The organism is Bradyrhizobium sp. UFLA05-112, assembly GCF_053572325.1.
The window spans coordinates 46,034-66,132 of record NZ_JBANBK010000047.1 but is presented as its reverse complement, the minus strand read 5'-3'; the positions used below and the strand labels follow the sequence as shown (position 1 = coordinate 66,132).

19 protein-coding genes are annotated in these 20,099 nt (G+C 64.0%); 12 read left to right on the top strand and 7 right to left on the bottom strand.

Going from position 1 to position 20,099, the window contains the following annotated elements; translation table 11 throughout:
• The 5 genes from infB to pnp form a co-directional block, all read left to right on the top strand.
• Positions 1-2,404, top strand: a 2,404-nt coding sequence (gene infB, locus SO180_RS25350; protein ID WP_449381559.1) for a translation initiation factor IF-2, incomplete at its 5' end; no start/stop codon positions are given.
• A 157-nt stretch (positions 2,405-2,561) separates the two neighbouring features.
• Entirely contained in the window at positions 2,562-3,005 is a 444-nt protein-coding gene (gene rbfA / locus SO180_RS25345; protein ID WP_449381562.1) for a 30S ribosome-binding factor RbfA, read from the top strand.
• Positions 3,002-4,120 (top strand): tRNA pseudouridine(55) synthase TruB, encoded by a 1,119-nt coding sequence (truB, locus tag SO180_RS25340; RefSeq protein ID WP_449381558.1) that lies wholly within the window; start codon positions 3,002-3,004, stop codon positions 4,118-4,120. The genes rbfA and truB overlap by 4 nt, the downstream gene beginning before the upstream one ends.
• A gap of 2 nt (positions 4,121-4,122) precedes the next feature.
• A complete protein-coding gene (gene rpsO, locus SO180_RS25335; protein ID WP_008540131.1) occupies positions 4,123-4,392 on the top strand; it encodes a 30S ribosomal protein S15 in 270 nt (89 codons plus the stop codon).
• Positions 4,393-4,770: 378 nt separating this feature from the next.
• Positions 4,771-6,933 (top strand): polyribonucleotide nucleotidyltransferase, encoded by a 2,163-nt coding sequence (pnp, locus tag SO180_RS25330; protein ID WP_449381557.1) that lies wholly within the window; start codon positions 4,771-4,773, stop codon positions 6,931-6,933.
• Positions 6,934-7,146: 213 nt separating this feature from the next.
• Here the strand turns inward: pnp and katG are convergent, their stop codons facing one another.
• Positions 7,147-9,303, bottom strand: coding sequence for a catalase/peroxidase HPI (katG, locus tag SO180_RS25325; RefSeq protein ID WP_449381556.1), 2,157 nt, complete (start codon positions 9,301-9,303; stop codon positions 7,147-7,149).
• A 113-nt stretch (positions 9,304-9,416) separates the two neighbouring features.
• Here katG and SO180_RS25320 point away from each other — a divergent pair, with 113 nt between their 5' ends.
• The 3 genes from SO180_RS25320 to SO180_RS25310 are packed head-to-tail and all read left to right on the top strand — an operon-like array spanning position 9,417 to position 11,336.
• On the top strand, positions 9,417-10,355 hold the full coding sequence (locus tag SO180_RS25320) for a hydrogen peroxide-inducible genes activator (protein WP_449381555.1): 939 nt from the start codon (positions 9,417-9,419) through the stop codon (positions 10,353-10,355).
• Positions 10,356-10,376: 21 nt separating this feature from the next.
• Positions 10,377-10,865, top strand: a complete 489-nt coding sequence (locus SO180_RS25315; protein WP_449381554.1) for a GNAT family N-acetyltransferase — start codon at positions 10,377-10,379, stop codon at positions 10,863-10,865.
• Positions 10,866-10,916: 51 nt separating this feature from the next.
• On the top strand, positions 10,917-11,336 hold the full coding sequence (locus tag SO180_RS25310) for a Rid family hydrolase (RefSeq protein WP_449381553.1): 420 nt from the start codon (positions 10,917-10,919) through the stop codon (positions 11,334-11,336).
• Here SO180_RS25310 and SO180_RS25305 read toward each other — a convergent pair.
• Positions 11,326-11,448, bottom strand: a complete 123-nt coding sequence (locus tag SO180_RS25305; RefSeq protein ID WP_449381552.1) for a hypothetical protein — start codon at positions 11,446-11,448, stop codon at positions 11,326-11,328. The genes SO180_RS25310 and SO180_RS25305 overlap by 11 nt on opposite strands.
• Positions 11,449-11,630: 182 nt before the next feature.
• Here SO180_RS25305 and SO180_RS25300 point away from each other — a divergent pair, with 182 nt between their 5' ends.
• Positions 11,631-12,227, top strand: coding sequence for a glutathione S-transferase family protein (locus SO180_RS25300; protein ID WP_449381551.1), 597 nt, complete (start codon positions 11,631-11,633; stop codon positions 12,225-12,227).
• Between the two features lie 115 nt (positions 12,228-12,342).
• Here SO180_RS25300 and fabI read toward each other — a convergent pair whose 3' ends face one another.
• The 3 genes from fabI to fabA form a co-directional block, all read right to left on the bottom strand.
• Entirely contained in the window at positions 12,343-13,143 is an 801-nt protein-coding gene (gene fabI / locus SO180_RS25295) for an enoyl-ACP reductase FabI (RefSeq protein WP_449381550.1), read from the bottom strand.
• A 135-nt stretch (positions 13,144-13,278) separates the two neighbouring features.
• Positions 13,279-14,505, bottom strand: a complete 1,227-nt coding sequence (gene fabB, locus SO180_RS25290) for a beta-ketoacyl-ACP synthase I (protein ID WP_449381549.1) — start codon at positions 14,503-14,505, stop codon at positions 13,279-13,281.
• A 102-nt stretch (positions 14,506-14,607) separates the two neighbouring features.
• Positions 14,608-15,129, bottom strand: a complete 522-nt coding sequence (gene fabA, locus SO180_RS25285) for a bifunctional 3-hydroxydecanoyl-ACP dehydratase/trans-2-decenoyl-ACP isomerase (protein WP_449381548.1) — start codon at positions 15,127-15,129, stop codon at positions 14,608-14,610.
• Between the two features lie 352 nt (positions 15,130-15,481).
• Between fabA and irrA the strand changes: the two genes are divergently transcribed.
• On the top strand, positions 15,482-15,973 hold the full coding sequence (gene irrA, locus SO180_RS25280; protein WP_449381547.1) for an iron response transcriptional regulator IrrA: 492 nt from the start codon (positions 15,482-15,484) through the stop codon (positions 15,971-15,973).
• Between the two features lie 137 nt (positions 15,974-16,110).
• Here the strand turns inward: irrA and SO180_RS25275 are convergent, their stop codons facing one another.
• Complete coding sequence (locus SO180_RS25275) at positions 16,111-16,638, bottom strand: SH3 domain-containing protein (protein WP_449381561.1); 528 nt, start codon at positions 16,636-16,638, stop codon at positions 16,111-16,113.
• A gap of 329 nt (positions 16,639-16,967) precedes the next feature.
• Here SO180_RS25275 and SO180_RS25270 point away from each other — a divergent pair, with 329 nt between their 5' ends.
• On the top strand, positions 16,968-17,969 hold the full coding sequence (locus tag SO180_RS25270; protein ID WP_449381546.1) for a 2-hydroxyacid dehydrogenase: 1,002 nt from the start codon (positions 16,968-16,970) through the stop codon (positions 17,967-17,969).
• Between the two features lie 87 nt (positions 17,970-18,056).
• Here the strand turns inward: SO180_RS25270 and SO180_RS25265 are convergent, their stop codons facing one another.
• Positions 18,057-18,968, bottom strand: a complete 912-nt coding sequence (locus tag SO180_RS25265) for a LysR family transcriptional regulator (RefSeq protein WP_449381545.1) — start codon at positions 18,966-18,968, stop codon at positions 18,057-18,059.
• A gap of 122 nt (positions 18,969-19,090) precedes the next feature.
• Here SO180_RS25265 and SO180_RS25260 point away from each other — a divergent pair, with 122 nt between their 5' ends.
• Positions 19,091-20,095: an aldo/keto reductase gene (locus SO180_RS25260; protein ID WP_449381544.1), complete on the top strand. Its 1,005-nt coding sequence runs from the start codon at positions 19,091-19,093 to the stop codon at positions 20,093-20,095.
• The last annotated feature ends 4 nt before the right edge of the window (positions 20,096-20,099 follow it).

The following is a 20,099-nucleotide window of genomic DNA, read 5'->3' as shown; positions in this document are numbered from 1 at the left end:
GCGCTCTTCGACCTCGCGCAGCTTGGCATCGGCCAGCGCGCTGGCCGATGCCAAGCTGCGCGAGGTCGAAGAGCGCCGTCAGGCCGAGGAAGAAGCCCAGCGCCGCGCCATTCGCGAAAGCGCCGAGCGTGCCGAGCGCGAGGCCGCTGAAGCGCGCCGCAAGGCCGAGGACGAGCGTCATCGCCACGAGGACGAAGCCAAGCGGAAGGCCGAGATCGAGGCCAAGAAGCGTTTTGGCGAAGGCGAGCAGCCGCAATCTCCCGCGCGTACCGCGACGGCGGCACCGGCCGCTCCTGCGCCGCGGCCCGGGACCACCACTGCGCGGCCGACGGCCTCCGCGGCCCGGCCCGCAACGACCACACAGCGGCCGGCCGGCCCGGCGGGTCGCGCCCCCGCAGTCGCGGCCGGACCGGACGAGGACGAGGGTCCGCGCCAGATCCGTCGCGGTCCTGGCGGCGCCGCACGTCCCGTGGCGGCCCCCAAGACCACCCACAAGCCCGGCCCGCAGAAGGAGCGCGGCCGCCTGACCGTCGTCACCGCGCTCAATGCCGACGAGGTGCGCGAGCGCTCGATCGCCTCGTTCCGCCGCCGCACTCAGCGCCTGAAGGGCCATGCCTCGAACGAACCGAAGGAAAAGCTGATCCGCGAGGTGACGATCCCGGAGGCGATCACGATCCAGGAACTCGCGAATCGCATGTCCGAGCGCGCGGTCGACGTCATCCGCATGCTGATGAAGCAGGGCGCGATGCACAAGATCACCGACGTGATCGACGCCGACACCGCTCAGCTCATCGCCGAAGAGCTTGGCCACACCGTGAAGCGTGTTGCGGCCTCCGACGTCGAAGAAGGCCTGTTCGACGTCGTCGACGATTCCACCGACACCGAGCCGCGTTCGCCGGTCGTGACCGTGATGGGTCACGTCGACCACGGCAAGACCTCGCTGCTCGACGCGCTCCGTCACGCCAATGTGGTCTCGGGCGAAGCCGGCGGCATCACCCAACACATCGGCGCCTATCAGGTGTCTTCGCCCGAAACCGGCAAGAAGATCACCTTCATCGACACGCCCGGCCACGCCGCGTTCACCGCGATGCGCGCCCGCGGCGCCAAGGTCACCGACATCGTCGTGCTGGTGGTCGCGGCCGATGACGGCGTGATGCCGCAGACGGTCGAGGCCATCAATCACGCCAAGGCGGCGGGCGTACCGATCATTGTTGCGATCAACAAGATCGACAAGCCCGACGCCAAGCCCGAGCGCGTGCGCACCGAACTGCTCCAGCACGAGGTTCAGGTCGAATCCTTCGGCGGCGAAGTGGTCGACGTCGAGGTGTCCGCCAAGAACAAGACCAATCTCGACAAGCTCCTGGAGATGATCGCGCTGCAGGCCGAAATCCTCGACCTGAAGACCAATTCGGAGCGTCCGGCCGAAGGCACCGTGATCGAGGCCAAGCTCGACCGCGGCCGTGGTCCGGTCGCCACCGTGCTGGTCCAGCGCGGCACGCTTCGTGTCGGCGACATCATCGTCGCCGGCGCCGAGATGGGCCGCGTCCGCGCGCTGATCTCGGATCAGGGCGAGACCGTGCAGGAAGCCGGCCCCTCCGTGCCGGTCGAGGTGCTCGGCTTCAATGGCCCGCCTGAGGCAGGCGATCGTCTCGCGGTCGTCGAGAACGAAGCCCGTGCCCGCCAGATCACCAGCTACCGCGCGCACCAGAAGCGCGAGAACGCGGCAGCCTCGATCTCCGGCATGCGCGGCTCACTCGAGCAGATGATGTCGCAGTTGAAGACCGCGGGCCGCAAGGAGTTCCCGCTGATTGTCAAGGCCGACGTGCAGGGCTCGCTGGAAGCGATCCTCGGCTCGCTCGAGAAGCTCGGCACCGAGGAAGTCGCAGCCCGCATCCTGCATGCCGGCGTCGGCGGCATCTCGGAGTCCGACGTCACGCTCGCGGAAGGCTTCAACGCAGCGATCATCGGATTCAGCGTTCGCGCCAACAAGGAGGCGGCCGCGGCCGCCAAGCGCAACGGCATCGAGATCCGCTACTACAACATCATCTACGACCTCGTGGATGACGTGAAGAAGGCGATGAGCGGCCTGCTCGCACCGACCCTGCGCGAAACCATGCTGGGCAATGCCGAGATCCTGGAGATCTTCAACATCTCCAAGGTCGGCAAGGTCGCCGGTTGCCGCGTCACCGACGGCACCGTGGAACGCGGCGCCAATGTGCGCCTGATCCGCGACAACGTCGTCGTGCACGAAGGCAAGCTGTCGACGCTGAAGCGCTTCAAGGACGAAGTGAAGGAAGTCCAGTCTGGTCAGGAATGCGGCATGGCGTTCGAGAACTACCACGACATGCGTGCCGGTGACGTGATCGAGTGTTATCGAGTGGAGACGATCCAGCGCTCCCTGTAAGTCCAAATCTTACCGAAGCGACCGGATCCTTTTGAACTGAAATTGCGAGAGCGCGATGGCCGGATTCATTCCGGCCATCGATGTCTCGTTCGTTTCGACGTGACAAATGACAATGCCGGTGTCCCATCACGGGCATGACGAGGTGATTTTCCAGACAATGCCCCGCCACCATCAGAAAAAGAGCTCCGCGCCTGGCGGCTCGCAGCGGCAGCTGCGCGTCGGCGAGCAGGTTCGCCACGCGATGGCCGAGATTCTGGCGCAAGGCAATGTGCATGATGCGGATCTCGAAGGTCACATCATCACCGTGCCGGAGGTACGGATGTCGCCGGATCTGAAGCTCGCGACCATCTACGTGATGCCGCTTGGCGGTCGCGACACCGAGCGCGTGATTGCCGCGCTCGATCGCAACAAGAAATTCCTGCGCGGCGAAGTCGCGCGGCGCGTTAACCTGAAATTTGCACCTGACATTCGCTTCCGCGTCGACGAGCGATTCGACGAAGCGGAACGGATCGAGAAATTATTGCGAACGCCTGCGGTGCAAAAAGACTTGGACAAGGATCCGGAACAGAATCCGGATTCGGATCGGGAAGAAGAACAATGATGATGGACCCGGCTCACGGTGCAATCGGCACCGAAGACGCTGACTCGGGCGACGTGCAGAAAAATAATTTAGCCGAGCTGCGCAGCGACGCCACGCCGCATGCGCAGGAGCGCCGCGTCAACAACGATCCGCGCGCCAAGCAGCAGAAGAACAATCAGCCGCGCCGCGACCGGCGCGACGTGCACGGCTGGGTCGTGCTCGACAAGCCGATCGGGATGACCTCGACGCAGGCCGTCGCCGTGCTCAAGCGTCTGTTCAACGCCAAGCGCGCCGGCCACGCCGGCACGCTGGATCCGCTCGCCTCCGGCGGCCTGCCGATCGCACTCGGCGAGGCCACCAAGACCGTCCCCTTCGTGATGGACGGCCGCAAGCGCTACCGCTTCACCGTCTGCTGGGGGGAAGAGCGCGATACCGACGATATCGAGGGCCGGGCGACCGCCAGCTCCGACCAGCGTCCGACTCGGGAAGCCATCCTGGCGCTGCTGCCCCGGTTCACCGGCGTGATCGAGCAGGTCCCGCCGCGCTATTCCGCGATCAAGGTCCAGGGCGAGCGCGCCTACGACCTGGCACGCGACGGCGAGGTCGTGGAGCTGGCACCCCGCCCGGTCGAGATTCACCATTTATCCCTTGTCGATCAACCAGATAGCGATCGAGCGGTATTCGAGGCCGAATGCGGCAAGGGAACCTATGTCCGCGCCCTGGCCCGAGATATGGGCCGGATTCTCGGCACTTTCGGCCATATCTGCGCGCTGCGGCGGACCCTGGTCGGCCCGTTTGGCGAGAACGACATGATTCCGCTGGATCAGTTGGAGGCTTTGTGCCATAGAGCCGCGTCCGGCGAGGGCAGCCTCGCCGACGCGCTTTTGCCCGTTGAGACCGCGCTGGACGACATCCCGGCACTGGCCGTCACTCGGGCTGATGCGGCAAGGCTCCATCGGGGCCAAGCCGTTTTGTTGCGCGGACGGGATGCGCCCACTTGTAGCGGCACAGTCTATGTCACGGTGGCAGGCCGTCTTTTGGCGCTTGCTGAAGTTGGCAATGGCGAAATCATCCCCAAGCGTGTGTTCAACCTGACCGGCCTGACTGCCAGCACCGGTCGCAACGAGAGAAATTGACGATGTCGATTGCCGCAGAACGCAAAGCGGAAGTCATCAAGACGAATGCCACCAAGGCCGGCGACACCGGCTCGCCCGAGGTCCAGGTCGCGATCCTTTCGGAACGCATCAACAACCTCACGAACCATTTCAAGACCCACGTGAAGGACAATCATTCGCGCCGCGGCCTCTTGAAGCTCGTGTCGACGCGCCGTTCGCTCCTCGATTACCTGAAGAAGAAGGACGAGGCGCGGTACAAGGCGCTGCTCGAGAAGCATAACATTCGTCGTTAAGAGCTCTTGCGCGCGCCACCGGCGCGCGTTTCTGCGCGTGGTTTCGAACGAAAGCACTTTTTTCAAGGTTTTTGATCGAGGCTCACGCGCATGTCGGGTGCGGGCCAATACCGATTCGCATCCGGGCATGATGGTCGAAGGCCGCGATACGGCGTTCGCGCTCGTGCCGACTGACCAGTCCAGCAGCAATCCGGCGGCTGGGCGCAACGGGCAAGGCGCCCGTATGACCCGAAAGGATGGACGCCATCCGAAATCCAAAAACCATGGCAGGATCGCAGGACGCTGATCACCCGCTTCGATCAGCGTCCCGCAATCTTGCGCATGGTTTTTGTTTTTCGACGCGTCTCCTCTTTCGAGAACCCATGAAAGAAGACATCTATGTTCAATAAGCATTCAGTCGAGATCGACTGGGGCGGACGCCCTCTTAAGCTTGAAACCGGCAAGGTCGCACGCCAGGCCGACGGCGCCGTCCTCGCGACCTACGGCGAGACCGTGGTGCTCGCCACCGTCGTCGCCGCGAAGGCGCCGCGCGAAGGCGTCGACTTCCTGCCGCTGACGGTCGACTACCAGGAGAAGGCCTATGCCGCGGGCCGCATTCCCGGCGGCTATTTCAAGCGCGAGGGCCGTCCGACCGAGAAGGAGACGCTGGTCTCCCGCCTGATCGACCGCCCGATCCGTCCGCTGTTCGTCGACGGCTGGCGCAACGAGACCCAGGTGATTGCCACCGTGCTGTCGCACGACATGGAGAACGACCCCGATATCGTCGCGCTGGTGGCATCGTCCGCTGCGCTGACCCTGTCCGGCGCTCCGTTCAAGGGCCCGATCGGTGCTGCGCGCGTCGGCTTCGCCAATGACGAGTTCATCCTCAACCCGACGCTCGACGAGATGGTCGAGACCCAGCTCGATCTCGTGGTCGCCGGCACCGCCGACGCCGTGCTGATGGTGGAATCGGAGGCCAAGGAGCTCAACGAAGACATCATGCTCGGCGCCGTGATGTTCGGCCACCGCCACTTCCAGCCGGTGATCAACGCGATCATCGAGCTCGCCGAGAAGGCCGCCAAGGAGCCGCGCGAAGTCACCGTCATCGACAATTCGGCGCTCGAAAAGGAAATGCTCGGCCTCGTCGAGCAGGAGCTGCGCGCCGCTTACGCCATTCCCGTCAAGCAGGATCGCTACGCCGCGGTCGGCAAGGTCAAGGAAAAGGTGATCGCCCATTACTTCCCTGAAGGGCAGGAGCCGAAGTACGACAAGCTGCGCGTCGCGGGCGTGTTCAAGGAGCTTGAGGCCAAGATCGTTCGCTGGAACATCCTGGACACCGGCAAGCGCATCGATGGTCGCGACTCCAAGACGGTCCGCAACATCGTCGCCGAAGTCGGCGTGCTGCCCCGCGCCCACGGCTCGGCGCTGTTCACCCGCGGCGAGACCCAGGCGATGGTCGTGACCACGCTCGGCACCGGCGAGGACGAGCAGTACATCGACGCGCTGTCGGGAACGTACAAGGAGACGTTCCTGCTGCACTACAACTTCCCGCCCTACTCGGTCGGTGAGACCGGCCGTCTCGGCGGCACCAAGCGTCGCGAGATCGGCCATGGCAAGCTCGCCTGGCGCGCGATCCATCCCGTGCTGCCGCCGCACCACGAATTCCCCTACACCACGCGCGTGGTGTCGGAGATCACCGAGTCCAATGGCTCCTCGTCGATGGCGTCGGTCTGCGGCGCCTCGCTCGCGCTGATGGACGCCGGCGTGCCGTTGAAGCGGCCGACCGCGGGCATCGCGATGGGCCTGATCCTCGAAGACAAGCGCTTCGCGGTTCTCTCGGACATTCTCGGTGACGAGGACCATCTCGGCGACATGGACTTCAAGGTCGCCGGCACGGAAGCGGGCATCACCTCGCTCCAGATGGACATCAAGATCGAGGGTATCACCGAGGAGATCATGCGTGTCGCCCTTGGCCAGGCCAAGGAAGGCCGCATCCACATCCTTGGCGAGATGGCGAAGGCCCTGACCGCGGCCCGCGCCGAGCTCGGCGAATACGCGCCGCGCATCGAGACCTTCAAGATCCCGACCGACAAGATCCGCGAAGTGATCGGCACCGGCGGCAAGGTGATCCGCGAGATCGTCGAGAAGACCGGCGCCAAGGTCAACATCGAGGACGACGGCACCGTGAAGGTCGCCTCCAGCGACGGCGAGGCGATGAAGGCTGCGATCAAGTGGATCAAGTCGATCGCGTCCGAGCCCGAAGTCGGCCAGATCTATGACGGCACCGTCGTCAAGGTGATGGAGTTCGGAGCCTTCGTGAACTTCTTCGGTTCCAAGGACGGCCTCGTCCACATCAGCCAGCTCGCGGCCAGCCGCGTGCAGAAGACCACCGACGTCGTCAAGGAAGGCGACAAGGTCAAGGTCAAGCTGCTCGGCTTCGACGACCGCGGCAAGACGCGCCTGTCGATGAAGGCCGTCGACCAGCAGACCGGCGAGGACCTCGAGGCCAAGCAGAAGGCCGCTGAGGGCCAGCAGGCTCCGCGCGAAGCGGCCGGCGAGTAAGCTCTCGGCACATCAGAAACGCGAAGGGCGGCCGAAAGGCCGCCCTTTTTGTTTGTGTTCGTCTTGGGCGACATGCGCTCCCTCTCCCGCTTGCGGGAGAGGGCTGGGGAGAGGGTCTCTCCCCAAGCGAGAGCCCCCGTGTGGAGCGAGCCCTCATCCGACGCTTCGCGTCGACCTCTCCCGCAAGTGGGAGAGGTGAACAGCAACTGCTACTCAGACCAGATCGAAGCGATCGGCGTTCATCACCTTGGTCCAGGCGGCCACGAAGTCCTTGGCGAACTTCTGCTTCGAATCCCCGCTCGCGTAGACTTCCGCGAATGCGCGGAGCTGCGAGTGCGAGCCGAAGATCAGGTCGGCGCGGGTCGCGGTCCACTTGACCGCATTGGTCTTGCGGTCACGCCCCTCATACGCGCCGTTGGCGGCCGGCGCCCACTGCGTGCTCATGTCGAGCAGGTTGACGAAGAAATCGTTGGTCAACGTCCCCGGCTTCTCCGTGAAGACGCCGTTCTTCGAGCCACCTGCGTTGGCGCCGAGCACGCGCAGACCGCCGACGAGAGCCGTCAGCTCGGGCGCAGTGAGCCCCAACAGCTGCGCCCGGTCCACCAGGGCTTCCTCCTGCCTCAGGAACTGATGCTTGCCGCCGACGTAGTTGCGGAAGCCGTCAGCCCGCGGCTCGAGCGGCGCGAAGGACGGAACGTCCGTCTGCTCCTGCGAGGCATCCGTGCGGCCCGGCGTGAACGGCACCTTCACGTCGACGCCGGCGTCCTTCGCAGCCTTTTCGACCGCGGCGCCACCGCCGAGGACGATGAGATCGGCAAGCGAGATCTTCTTCTTGCCTGCGCCAAACTCCTTCTGGATCGCCTCGAGCTTGCCGAGCACCTTGGAGAGCTGGGCCGGCTGGTTGACCTCCCAATCCTTCTGCGGAGCAAGGCGGATGCGCGCGCCATTGGCGCCGCCGCGCTTGTCGGAGCCGCGGAATGTCGAGGCCGATGCCCAGGCCGTCGAGACCAGCTCGGACACCGAGAGGCCGGAAGCCAGGATCTTCGTCTTCAGCCCCGCGACGTCCTGCTCGCTGACGAGCTCATGATCGACGGCCGGAATTGGATCCTGCCAGATCAACGTCTCCTTCGGCACCAGCGGGCCGAGATAGCGCGCGATCGGGCCCATGTCGCGGTGGGTAAGCTTGAACCAGGCGCGGGCAAAGGCGTCCGCGAACTGATCCGGGTTCTCCAGGAAGCGCCGCGAGATCTTCTCATAGGCCGGATCGAAACGCAGCGAGAGATCAGTCGTGAGCATGGTCGGCACATGCTTCTTGGACTTGTCGAACGCGTCCGGAATGACCGCCTCAGTGCTCTTGGCCTTCCACTGCTGCGCGCCGGCCGGGCTCTTGGTCAGCTCCCATTCGTGACCGAACAGGTTCTCGAAGAAGTAGTTGCTCCACTTCGTCGGCGTCTGCGTCCAGGTGACTTCCGGGCCGCCGGTGATCGCGTCAGCGCCGATGCCCGTACCGTGCTTGCTCTTCCACCCGAGGCCCTGATCCTCCAGCGCACCGGCTTCCGGCTCCGGCCCGACGAGGGACGGGTCGCCTGCACCGTGCGTCTTGCCGAAGGTGTGGCCGCCGGCGATCAGCGCGACGGTCTCCTCGTCATTCATCGCCATGCGGAAGAACGTCTCACGGATGTCGTTGGCGGCCGCGACCGGATCCGGCTTGCCGTTCGGCCCCTCGGGATTGACGTAGATGAGGCCCATCTGCACCGCGCCGAGCGGTTCGGCGAGCTGGCGCTCGCCGCTGTAGCGTTCATCGCCCAGCCACGTGCCTTCGGGACCCCAATACAATTCCTCAGGCTCCCAGACGTCGGCGCGGCCACCCGCAAAACCGAACGTCTTGAAGCCCATCGATTCCAGCGCGACGTTGCCGGCGAGGACCATCAGGTCGGCCCACGAGATCTTGCGGCCGTACTTCTGCTTGATCGGCCAGAGCAGCCGGCGAGCCTTGTCGAGATTGGCGTTATCGGGCCAGCTATTCAGCGGCGCGAAGCGCTGCTGACCAGCACCTGCGCCACCGCGACCGTCGGTGATGCGGTAGGTGCCCGCGCTGTGCCAGGCCATGCGGATCATCAGGCCACCATAGTGACCGAAGTCGGCCGGCCACCACTCCTGAGAGTTGGTCATCAGGGCATGCAGGTCCTTGACGACCGCATTCAGGTCGAGCGTCTTGAATTCCTTGGCATAGTCGAAGTCCTTGCCCATCGGATCCGACAGATCGGAATTCCGGTGCAGGACCTGGACATCCAGTTGATTCGGCCACCACTCGCGGTTCGAGGGTGCGGGTTTTCCGCCCGTGAACGGGCATTTTGCTTGATCGTCCATGAATACCTCCTCTGGTGGCGTCGAACTTCGCCATGACCCAGGTCAAACGACTCTAGGCGCTGCCTCTTATCAGGTAAAGTTGACTTTAATGATCGCTGCGATAGGATTTTCTGATGATCAATCTGACGCTGCGGCAGCTCCGATATTTCGATGCGCTGGCGCGTCTCGGCCACTTCGGGCGCGCGGCGGAAGCCTGCTCGATCTCGCAGCCGGCGCTGTCGATGCAGATCAAGGAAATGGAAGAGACGCTCGGCGGCCTGCTGCTCGAACGCAGCGCGCGCCAGGTCGCACTCACGCGCTTCGGCGAGGAACTCGCCCAGCGCGTCCGCGAAATCCTGCGCTCGGTCGATGAGCTCGGCGATTTCGCGCGCGCCTCGCGCGACCGCTTCGCCGGCCGCCTGCGCATCGGCATGATCCCGACGATCGCGCCCTATCTGCTGCCGACGATCACCAAGAACCTCACGCGCCTGCATCCGGAGCTCGACATCCGCGTCCGCGAGACGATGACACCCAAGCTGATCCAGGAGCTGACCGAAGGCCGGCTCGACACGGCGATCGTCGCCCTGCCGGTCTCGGAAGCCTCGCTGACGGAAGTCGCGCTGTTCGAGGAAAAGTTTCTGCTGGTGCGGCCGGGCACGGATGAGGGAACTCCGGTGCCCTCACGCGAGATGATGCGTGAGATGCGCCTGCTGCTGCTGGAGGAGGGGCATTGTTTCCGCGACCAGGCGCTGTCGTTCTGCAACATGCAATCGGCCCCGCCGCGCGAGATGCTGGATGCGAATTCGCTGTCGACGCTGGTTCAGATGGTCAGCGCCGGCATCGGCGTGACCTTGATCCCGGAAATGGCCCTGCCGGTCGAGACGCGGTCGGCCTCCGTGTCGGTCGCGCGCTTCGCCGATCCGCAGCCCTCGCGCACCATCGGCATGGTCTGGCGCAGGACCAGCCCCCTGGCGCGGCAGCTCCTGCAAATCTCCGAAGTGGTGTGCCTGTCGGCCGGCAAGGTGCGCGCACGGCATGCGGCGAGCACCATACCGCGCAGTGCCAGGGCCTGATCGACGCGGCAGATCATCCCCATGTCCACTCCGGTCATCCGTCCCGCCGAGCCGCACGAATACGACGAGATCGCCCGTGTCTGGATGGAGAGCTGGGTCTCGACCGGCCTGGCGGAGGCGAGCAATTTCCTGCTCGCGAACCTGCGCGCGCGGGTGCGACGCGAGATCGAGGGTGGCTGGAGCCTCTTTGTCGCCGATGATGACGGTGCGATCGCCGCCATGCTGGCGCTGCATCTGCCGAACCTCTATCTCGACCAGCTCTTCGTCGCACCGCGCTATCAGGGACGCTCGCTCGGCCATCAGTTGCTCGCGTTCACGCGAACGCAGTTGCCGGACGAAATCGTCCTGCGTTGCGTGCGCGAGAACGAAAAGGCCTGGCGCTGGTACGAGCGCGAGGGCTTTGTGTTCGAGAAGGAGGAGGTCGCGACGGCAACGGGCTTCATGATGAAGTGCTATCGGTGGCGCAGAAAGAAGGGCGTCGATCGATTGCCAGGTAGTGTCTCAGTTTGAAATCAAGGCCTGCCTGCGATAGCCTCGCGATGCTCGCGACGGGAGAGCAACGTGCCGAGGTTCAAGCTTCATTCTCCGGGCGCTTGGGGTGAAAAGAACGCCAGAGACTACAGCTATTCGATGGTGCTGGAGACCGATGGCCGGGTCGAGTTATCCGGCCAGGGCGGCTGGCATCCTGATACGCTCGATTTCCCGGTCGACGTTCCGATTGAGGCAGAGATCAATCGAGCCTTCGATAATGTGGCCTTCATGCTGAATGAGGTCGGGCTTGATTGGGCAAACGTCGCTCACGTCAACTCATACCATACGCCGGAACCGGACGGGACGATCCTTGCAGCTACAGCGGAGATGGCGCGGCAGTTTCGCCTTCGCATGCCCAATCATAAGCCGATCTGGACGTGCCTAGGCGTCGCGGTGCTTGGCGACCCTAAGATGCACGTCGAAATCCGCGTCACGGCCTTTAGAGAGTGACGGCAACGCGCTTTTGGTAGGGGCCGCGCTTTCCAGGCTTCAGCGCAAGAGCGTCCATCTTCTCGCAGAGATCGACCATCGACCGAAGCGTCTGCGACATGCGCGCGGCCATCGCGGGCTCATTTTCAGCGCCTTGTGCATTTCGATGACGTTGCATCAAACTGTTTGGAAAGGGAGAATTGACCAACACCTTGCGTGAAACATGCATCGTCACCCGAGCCGTAGCGACTTGCCAAGCAGCACAAGACGCGCGATGCACGAGGAAAATCGCGTCCCGATGAAAGGTCCGCTCCCATGATCAAGCTCTATTGGTCGCCCCGCTCGCGCTCCTTCTCCGCGCTCTGGCTGATGGAGGAAACCGGCCTGCCCTATGAGCGCGTGCTGACCGACATCACGACGGGCGCGCAGAAGGCGCCGGAGTATTTGAAGATCAATCCGATGGGCAAGGTGCCGGCCCTGGTCGACGGCGACGCTGCGCTCGGCGAGGCGGCCGCGATCTGCGCCTATGTCGCCGATCGCTACCCGGAGACGAAGCTCGCGCCTGCGCCAACCGATCCGCGTCGCGCGCGATATCTGCAATGGCTGTTCTTCGGGCCAGGCTGCATCGAGCCCGGGTTGATCCAGATCTTCACCAAGCTCGAGGTACCCACCTTCACGGCCGCCTGGGGCAGCGCGACGCAGGTATTCGACGTCCTCGACGCCGCGCTGGCCAAGGGACCATGGATCCTCGGCGACGAGTTCACGGCCGCCGACATCGTGATCGGCTCGGGGCTGAACTTTGCGGTGCGGATGTTCAAGATGGTGCCGCCGCGCCCCAGTTTCGACGCCTACATCGCCCGCTGCGTGGCCCGGCCGGCGTTCCAGCGCGCCGAGAAGATCGCGGCGGGTTGAGAGATCAAGGGTGGGCAAAGGCACATTCGCGCCGTGCCCATCACGTTTCCGCGATGGTGACAGAAGTGGTGGGCACGTCGCTTGCGCTCCTTTGCCCACCCTACAGAGCCTTCGCTTATTCCAGCGTCTTCAAATCTTCCGGCTTCGGCATCAGGATGATGTTGTAGCCGGAATCGACATAGTGCACCTCGCCGGTGACGCCGCCTGACAGCTCCGACAGCAGATACAGCGCCGAGCCGCCGAGCTCATCGAGCGTCACGCCGCGGCCGAGCGGCGAATGCTTTTGCTGGAATGCGAACATCGCGCGGGCCTCACCAATGCCGGAGCCGGCGAGCGTGCGCACCGGCCCTGCCGAGATCGCGTTGACGCGGATGCCGCGCGGGCCAAAATCGGCGGCGAGATAACGTACCGAGGCTTCCAGCGCCGCCTTGGCGACACCCATGACGTTGTAGTTCGGCATCGCGCGCATCGAGGCGCCGAAGGTCAGCGTGATCATCGAGCCCCCCGCCGGCATCATGTCGGCGGCGCGCTTGGCGATTTCCGTGAAAGAGAAGCAGGAAATCACCATGGTACGCGAAAAGTTCTCGCGGCTGGTGTCGGCGTAGCGGCCCTTCAACTCGTTCTTGTCGGCAAAGCCGATCGCGTGGATCACGAAATCGAGCTGCCCCCATTTCGCGCGCAACGCCGCGAACAGCGCATCGACACTGGCGATGTCCTCGACGTCGCAAGGCAGCACGGTGTCGACACCGAGCGACTCCGCCAGCGGCCTGACCCGCTTGCCCTGCGCGTCGCCCTGGAAGGTGAAGGCGAGCTCGGCGCCGTGGGCGCGCAGCGTCTTGGCCATGCCCCAGGCGATCGAGTGATCATTGGCGATGCCCATGATCAGACCGCGCTTGCCTTTCATTAGTCCCTGCATTGCAGCCGTCGCTCCCATTTTTCGACGTCATCGCCCGCGCAGGCGGGCGATCCAGTATTCCAGAGACGGTCGTGATAAATAGAGAGGCCGCGGCGTACTGGATGCCCCGCCTCCGCGGGGCATGACCGACTCAAATCATTGCGCATCGAGCCGGCTGAACACCAGCGTGGCATTGGTGCCGCCGAAGCCGAACGAGTTCGACAGCACGGTGCCGATCTTGGCGTTGTCGATGCGCTTGCGCACGATCGGCATGTCGGCGAACACCGGGTCGAGCTCCTGGATGTGTGCGCTCTCGCAGATGAAGCCGTTGTTCATCATGAGAAGCGAATAGATCGCTTCCTGCACGCCGGTCGCACCCAGCGAATGGCCGGTGAGTGCCTTGGTGGCGGAGATCGGCGGGCACTTCTCGCCGACGCCGAACACTTTCCGGATCGCCTCGATCTCCGGCGGGTCGCCCGCCGGCGTCGAGGTAGCGTGCGGATTGATGTAGTCGACCTTGGTCTTCACGGTCGACATTGCCATGCGCATGCAGCGCTCGGCGCCTTCACCCGACGGCGCGACCATGTCGTAACCATCCGATGTCGCGCCATAGCCGACGATCTCGCCATAGATGCGCGCGCCGCGCGCCTTGGCGTGCTCGAGCTCTTCCAGCACCAGCACACCGGCGCCGCCTGCGATGACGAAGCCGTCGCGATTGACGTCATAGGGACGCGAGGCGGTGGCAGGCGTGTCGTTGTATTTCGAGGACATCGCGCCCATGGCGTCGAACAGCACCGACAGCGACCAGTCCAGTTCCTCGCAACCGCCGGCGAAGATGATGTCCTGCTTGCCGATCTGGATCGTCTCATAGGCATTGCCGACGCAATGGTTCGACGTCGCGCAGGCCGACGAGATCGAATAGTTCACGCCCTTGATCTTGAACCAGGTCGCGAGCGTCGCAGAGGCTGTGGACGACATCGCCTTCGGCACAGCGAACGGTCCGACGCGCTTCGGTCCCTTGGAGCGGGTGACGTCGGCGGATTCGACGATGGTGCGGGCCGACGGACCGCCGGAACCCATGATGATGCCGGTGCGGATGTTGGAGACTTCGTCAGGCCCGAGACCGGAATCCTGGATCGCCTGCTCCATCGCGATGTGATTCCATGCCGCACCCTGGCCAAGGAAGCGCATCGCGCGCCGGTCGATTACCGTCGCGGGATCGAGCGTCGGCTCACCCTGCACCTGCGAACGGAAGCCGAGCTCGGCATATTTTTCTGCCCGCGAGATGCCTGACTTCGCCTCGTGAAGGCTCGCAAGCACTTCCTGGGTGTTGTTTCCGATGGACGAGACAATGCCCATCCCGGTGACCACAACCCGCCTCATGACAGCCTCGCCCTAATCGTTGTCGTCTTTAAAGTGATACGCTTTGCTTCAGCCAAGACTCTTGGTTCAACCAAGACTCTCGCTTCAACCAAAGCTCTTGGTTCAACCAAGGTTCGTGCCCTGCTTGAACAGGCCGACCTTCAGATCCTTTGCGCGATAGATAATCGTGTCGTCGACCGAAAGCCACCCATCGGCAATGCCCAGCACCAGCTTTGAGCGCATCACACGCTTGATATCGACCTGGTACACGACCTTGCGGGCTTCGGGCAGCACCTGGCCGCCGAACTTCAACTCGCTGAGGCCCAGTGCGCGGCCGCGGCCCTCGCCGCCGACCCAGCCGAGGTAGAATCCGACCATCTGCCAGAGCGCGTCGAGGCCAAGGCAGCCCGGCATCACCGGGTCGTTCTTGAAATGGCAGCCGAAGAACCAGAGGTCCGACTTGACGTCGAGCTCGGCCCGCACCAGTCCCTTGCCGTATTCACCACCGGTATCGGAAATGTCCGTGATGCGGTCGAACATCAGCATCGGCGGCAGCGGCAATTGGGCGTTGCCTGGGCCGAACATCTCGCCGCGGGCACAAGCCAGCAAATCCTCGTATTCGTAACCGTTGCGCCTGTTCAGCATCCCGGAGCCTCTGTTCAAATCCCGAAGGGGCAGTTTTGGCGAAAATGGCCCCGTTTCTCGATGAAAGGAGCGCCATTGACCATTGTCAGGCACAAAAACCGCGCGGCCGAATCGACCGCGGGCCAAGCCTCATTGGGCCCGGCTGCGCCAAAACTGGCTAAGCGGGACCGCGCGCTCTCTATCATAGGCCCTCCTGGCGTCAAAGCGCCCATTACAGGGTAGAATGATCGCATCTCGTCCCGGTTCCGGGCCGACTTAGAACCGCTCTAGTTGCGAGAAACTTGCATCTGCATCTATCCGTCCATATATTCGAGGACAATAGTGTTCTTCCTCGCGTGCCCTGAAATCGGAAATGAGCGATAACGCCCCGAACCACCACGACGAAACCGCCCATTCCGCGTCCCTCCACTCCGGACGCCAGCCGGCCTTGACCGGCTGCCCGTGGCACGACGTCAACGAAATGCTCCAGGCTGCCGGGCTTCGCCCAACGCGCCAGCGCATGGCGCTGGGCTGGCTGCTGTTCGGCAAGGGTGCCCGGCACCTGACCGCCGAAATGCTCTACGAGGAAGCGACGCTGGCCAAGGTTCCGGTGTCGCTGGCCACCGTCTACAACACCCTGAACCAGCTCACCGATGCCGGTCTGCTGCGCCAGGTCAGCGTCGATGGCACCAAGACCTATTTCGACACCAACGTCACCACGCACCACCACTATTATCTCGAGAACAGCCACGAGCTCGTCGACATTCCCGACCCACATCTGGCGCTGTCGAAGATGCCCGACGTGCCCGAGGGCTACGAGATCGCGCGCATCGACATGGTCGTGCGTCTGCGCAAGAAGCGCTGAGGCTTTCCTAGGTGTTCAGTTTGATCGTCATGGCCGGGCTCGTCCCGGCCATCCACGTTCTAGGCTAAGCAAGAAAGTGCGTGGATGCCGGGGACAGGCCCGGGCATGACGTTGGGGCAACAGGTTGTCCTCTCGCGTCAGTTCACCAGCTCGTCGGCGTAGACGCCCCAGAGCCGTTCCTGCTGGATCCAGCCGTCAAAACCGTTGCCCATGACGTGGCACCAACCCGTGGTGCATTTCTTGACCTGGGCAACAACGCCGGCCTGGAGCTTTGCGGCGATCGCGCTCTCGGTGTCGGCGCGATCATAGATCGGCGCGAGATCGTCCTTGTGCTTCATGGTGACGACGGCGGTGCGTCGGCCCGACAGCAATGAATGATAGACCCAGCCCTCGGCACCTTCGGAATCGCGAACCCGGCGCCAGTTCTCGAATTCGGCGGTGATTTCGACCGGGAGACCCGCGCGGGTGTAAACCCAGGCCACATCGTTGTCCTTGGTCGGGCCGGCGCGGACATTCACATGGTCGGATTTGAGGCTGACATAGCGGGGCACAGGAAGGCCGCTCGCGGTCTGAACCGCGTCCTTGGCCGAATGTCCGGGGCTGACCGAAGCGCTCAGCCAACCCAAGACGAGCACCACCAGCGACCAAAAACGCCCCAACGCCATCACGACCCGTCTCCTGCCGGAACCCCGCCGCAAGCGAGCCGAATTCCGAGAAATCACTTCCAAACCCACGCCGCATGCCCCTCTCCCCGCCCCACGCGGGTCCTTCCTTCCGCTGCCGTGGTTCTTGTCTTGGCCCGGCCATCTGCTAGAGAGGACGAACGTCTAACAAACCAGTTTGGCCCGATTTTCCGGCCGGAAATGTCGGGAGAGCTTGAAGGAAACGCCGGGGACGATGCGGCAGCGCCAGTGTCGAACAACCGGGTTAATGAGGTCTGAACGGTAAGCCTTTGACGACAGAGGCGGCCAGCGAAGCCTCATGAGAGCAGGACATGTCGGTCAAGAAAAAACCCCTCGTCGTCGTGACACGCAAGCTGCCGGACTCCATCGAGACGCGCATGCGCGAATTGTTCGACGCCCGGATCAATCTTGACGACACCCCGATGTCGCGGGAGCAGATCGCGGAAGCCGCGCGCACGGCCGACGTGCTGGTTCCGACCGTGACCGATCATATCAACGCCGACATCATCAACCAGCCCGACTGCAAGCTTCGTTTGATCGCGAATTTCGGCAACGGTGTCGACAATATCGACGTCGAGGCGGCGCATGCGCGCGGCATCACCGTCACCAACACGCCGAAGGTTTTGACCGAGGACACCGCCGACATGACCATGGCGCTGATCCTCGCGGTGCCGCGTCGGCTGATCGAGGGCGCCTCGGTGCTCACCGAAGGAAAACCTTGGGCGGGCTGGTCGCCGACCTGGATGCTCGGCCACCGCATTGGCGGCAAGCGGCTCGGCATCATCGGCATGGGCCGCATCGGCCAGGCCGTGGCACGCCGTGCCCGCGCCTTCGGCCTGCAGATCCACTATCACAACCGCCGGCCCGTCGCGCCGAAGATCGCCGACGAGCTGGGCGCGACCTATTGGGAAAGCCTCGACCAGATGCTGGCGCGGATGGACATCATCTCGGTGAACTGTCCGCACACGCCGGCCACTTATCATCTGCTCTCGGCGCGGCGGCTGAAGCTGATCCGAAAAGAGGCCTACATCGTCAACACCGCGCGCGGCGAGGTGACCGACGAGGACACGCTGATCAAGCTGATCGAAGCCGGCGAGATCGGCGGCGCCGGCCTCGACGTCTACGAGCATGAGCCCGCGGTCAACCCGAAGCTGGTGCGGCTCGCCAAGGCCGGCAAGGTGACGCTGCTGCCGCATATGGGCTCGGCCACGATCGAAGGCCGCGTCGAGATGGGCGAGAAGGTGATCATCAACATCCGCACCTTCCTCGACGCCCACAAGCCTCCGGATCGCGTGCTGCCGAGCATGCTCTGAGGCTTATTGTTTAAGCATGATCTCCGCGCAAACGCGTTCCGCGTTTGTCGCGAGGGAAAACCGCTGCACACTTTTCCGGATCATGCTTCACCCGCGCCGCTTTTCTCGTTTGCGCCACTCTGCAGCGAAGTCGATGAAGGCACGCAACGCCGGCGGAACTTGCCGCCGGCTTGGATAGTACAGGAACGGTCCGGGAAACGGCTCGCACCAATCCTCCAGCACGCTCACCAGCGCCCCAGATTCGACGTGCTCACGGACATACCCATCGAACGTCGCCCAAAAACCCACGCCGTCGCGTGCGGCGCGCATCGCAAGTCCCAGATAGGTCGCAATCAGCTTGGCGGGAGGATCGACCTTCACCACATGACCGTTCTTCTCGAACTCCAAATCGAGCATCGCGCCACTGCCGAAGCGCGTGCGGATGCAGTCATGGTCGAGCAGATCCTTGGGATGCTTTGGCCGGCCGCGGCGCGCGACATAGTCGGCTGAAGCGACGACCGCGTAGCGCTGCGGCCTGCCAAGTTGGACCGCAACCATGTCCTGCGCCAGGTGCTCGCCATAGCGCACACCGGCATCAAAGCCTCCGCTGACGATATCGACGAACGAGCTTTCGGCGACAATGTCGAGCTCGACCTGCGGATACGCCCGCAGGAACGGCCCGACCATTTCGGCGAGCACGAGATCGATCGCCGGCGGCGGCGCATTGATGCGCAGGCGGCCCGACGCGACTTCGCGGAGGCTGCGCACCTGATCCAGGGCATCGCCGACGTCGCGCAGCGCCGGCGCGACGCGTGACAGCAAGAGCTCGCCCGCCTCGGTCAAGGCAACGCTGCGGGTGGTGCGGTTCATCAGGCGAACGCCGAGGCGCTCCTCGAGGTCGCGCAGGCGCTGGCTGAGGCTCGAGACCGAGACATGCTGCTCCACCGCCGCCCGCCGAAAATTGCGGGTGCGGGCCACCGCCACGAAGGCGTCGAGATCGCGCAGGTCAGGCTCGCTCATTGTTCGATATAGTGAACAAGCTTTTCCATATTGTCCAGCTTATCGGCGCAATCGAACCGGCGCATATCTGCCGCATCGCAAGCGGCACAATCGGCCGCGGCACCCGCGAGGAGAGAGCCATCATGGAACAGCGCAAACTCGGTTCAACCGGCCCCACCGTCTCTGCCATCGGTCTCGGCTGCATGGGCATGTCGGACTTTTACGGTCCCGCCGACCGCGGCGAGAGCATCGCCACGATCCACGCCGCACTCGATGCCGGCATCACACTGCTCGACACCAGCGACTTCTACGGCATGGGACACAATGAGATGCTCGTTGGCGAGGCGCTCCAGGGGCGCAATCGCGACCGGCTGCAGATCAGCGTCAAGTTCGGTGCGCTGCGCGATCCGAACAAGGGTTTTCTTGGCTATGACAGCCGGCCCGCGGCGATCAAGAACTTCGTCGCCTATTCGCTCCAGCGTCTGCGCGTCGACCACATCGACATCTACCGGCCGGCGCGGCTCGATCCGTCCGTGCCGATCGAGGAGACGATTGGCGCGATGGCCGACATGATCAAGGCCGGCTGGATCCGCCATATCGGCCTGTCCGAGGTCGGCTCCGACACCATCCGCCGCGCGCACGCTATACACCCGATCGTCGACCTCCAGATCGAATATTCGCTGGTGTCACGTGGTATCGAGAGCGACATCCTGAAGACGTGCCGTGAGCTCGGCATTGCCGTCACCGCCTATGGCGTGCTGTCGCGCGGCCTGATCAGCGGCCATTGGTCGAAGGACCGCGCAAACGACAAAGACTTTCGGCGCATGAGCCCGCGCTTCCAGGCGGAAAATCTCGACTCCAATCTCGCACTGGTGGACATGTTGCGCGGGGTTGCCGAACAGATCGGTGCCACGCCTGCGCAGGTTGCGATCGCCTGGGTGGCAGCGCAAGGCGCCGACATCGTGCCGCTGGTCGGAGCAAGGCGGCGAGAGCGACTGACCGAAGCGCTCGGCGCGCTGACGGTGAAGCTGACGCCGGAGCATCTCGCGACGCTGGCAAAGGCCTTCCCGCCAGGCATCGCCGCAGGTGAGCGCTATCCTGAATCGCAGCTCGTGCACATGGACAGCGAGCGGCCGCTCGCGCGCTGAGTAG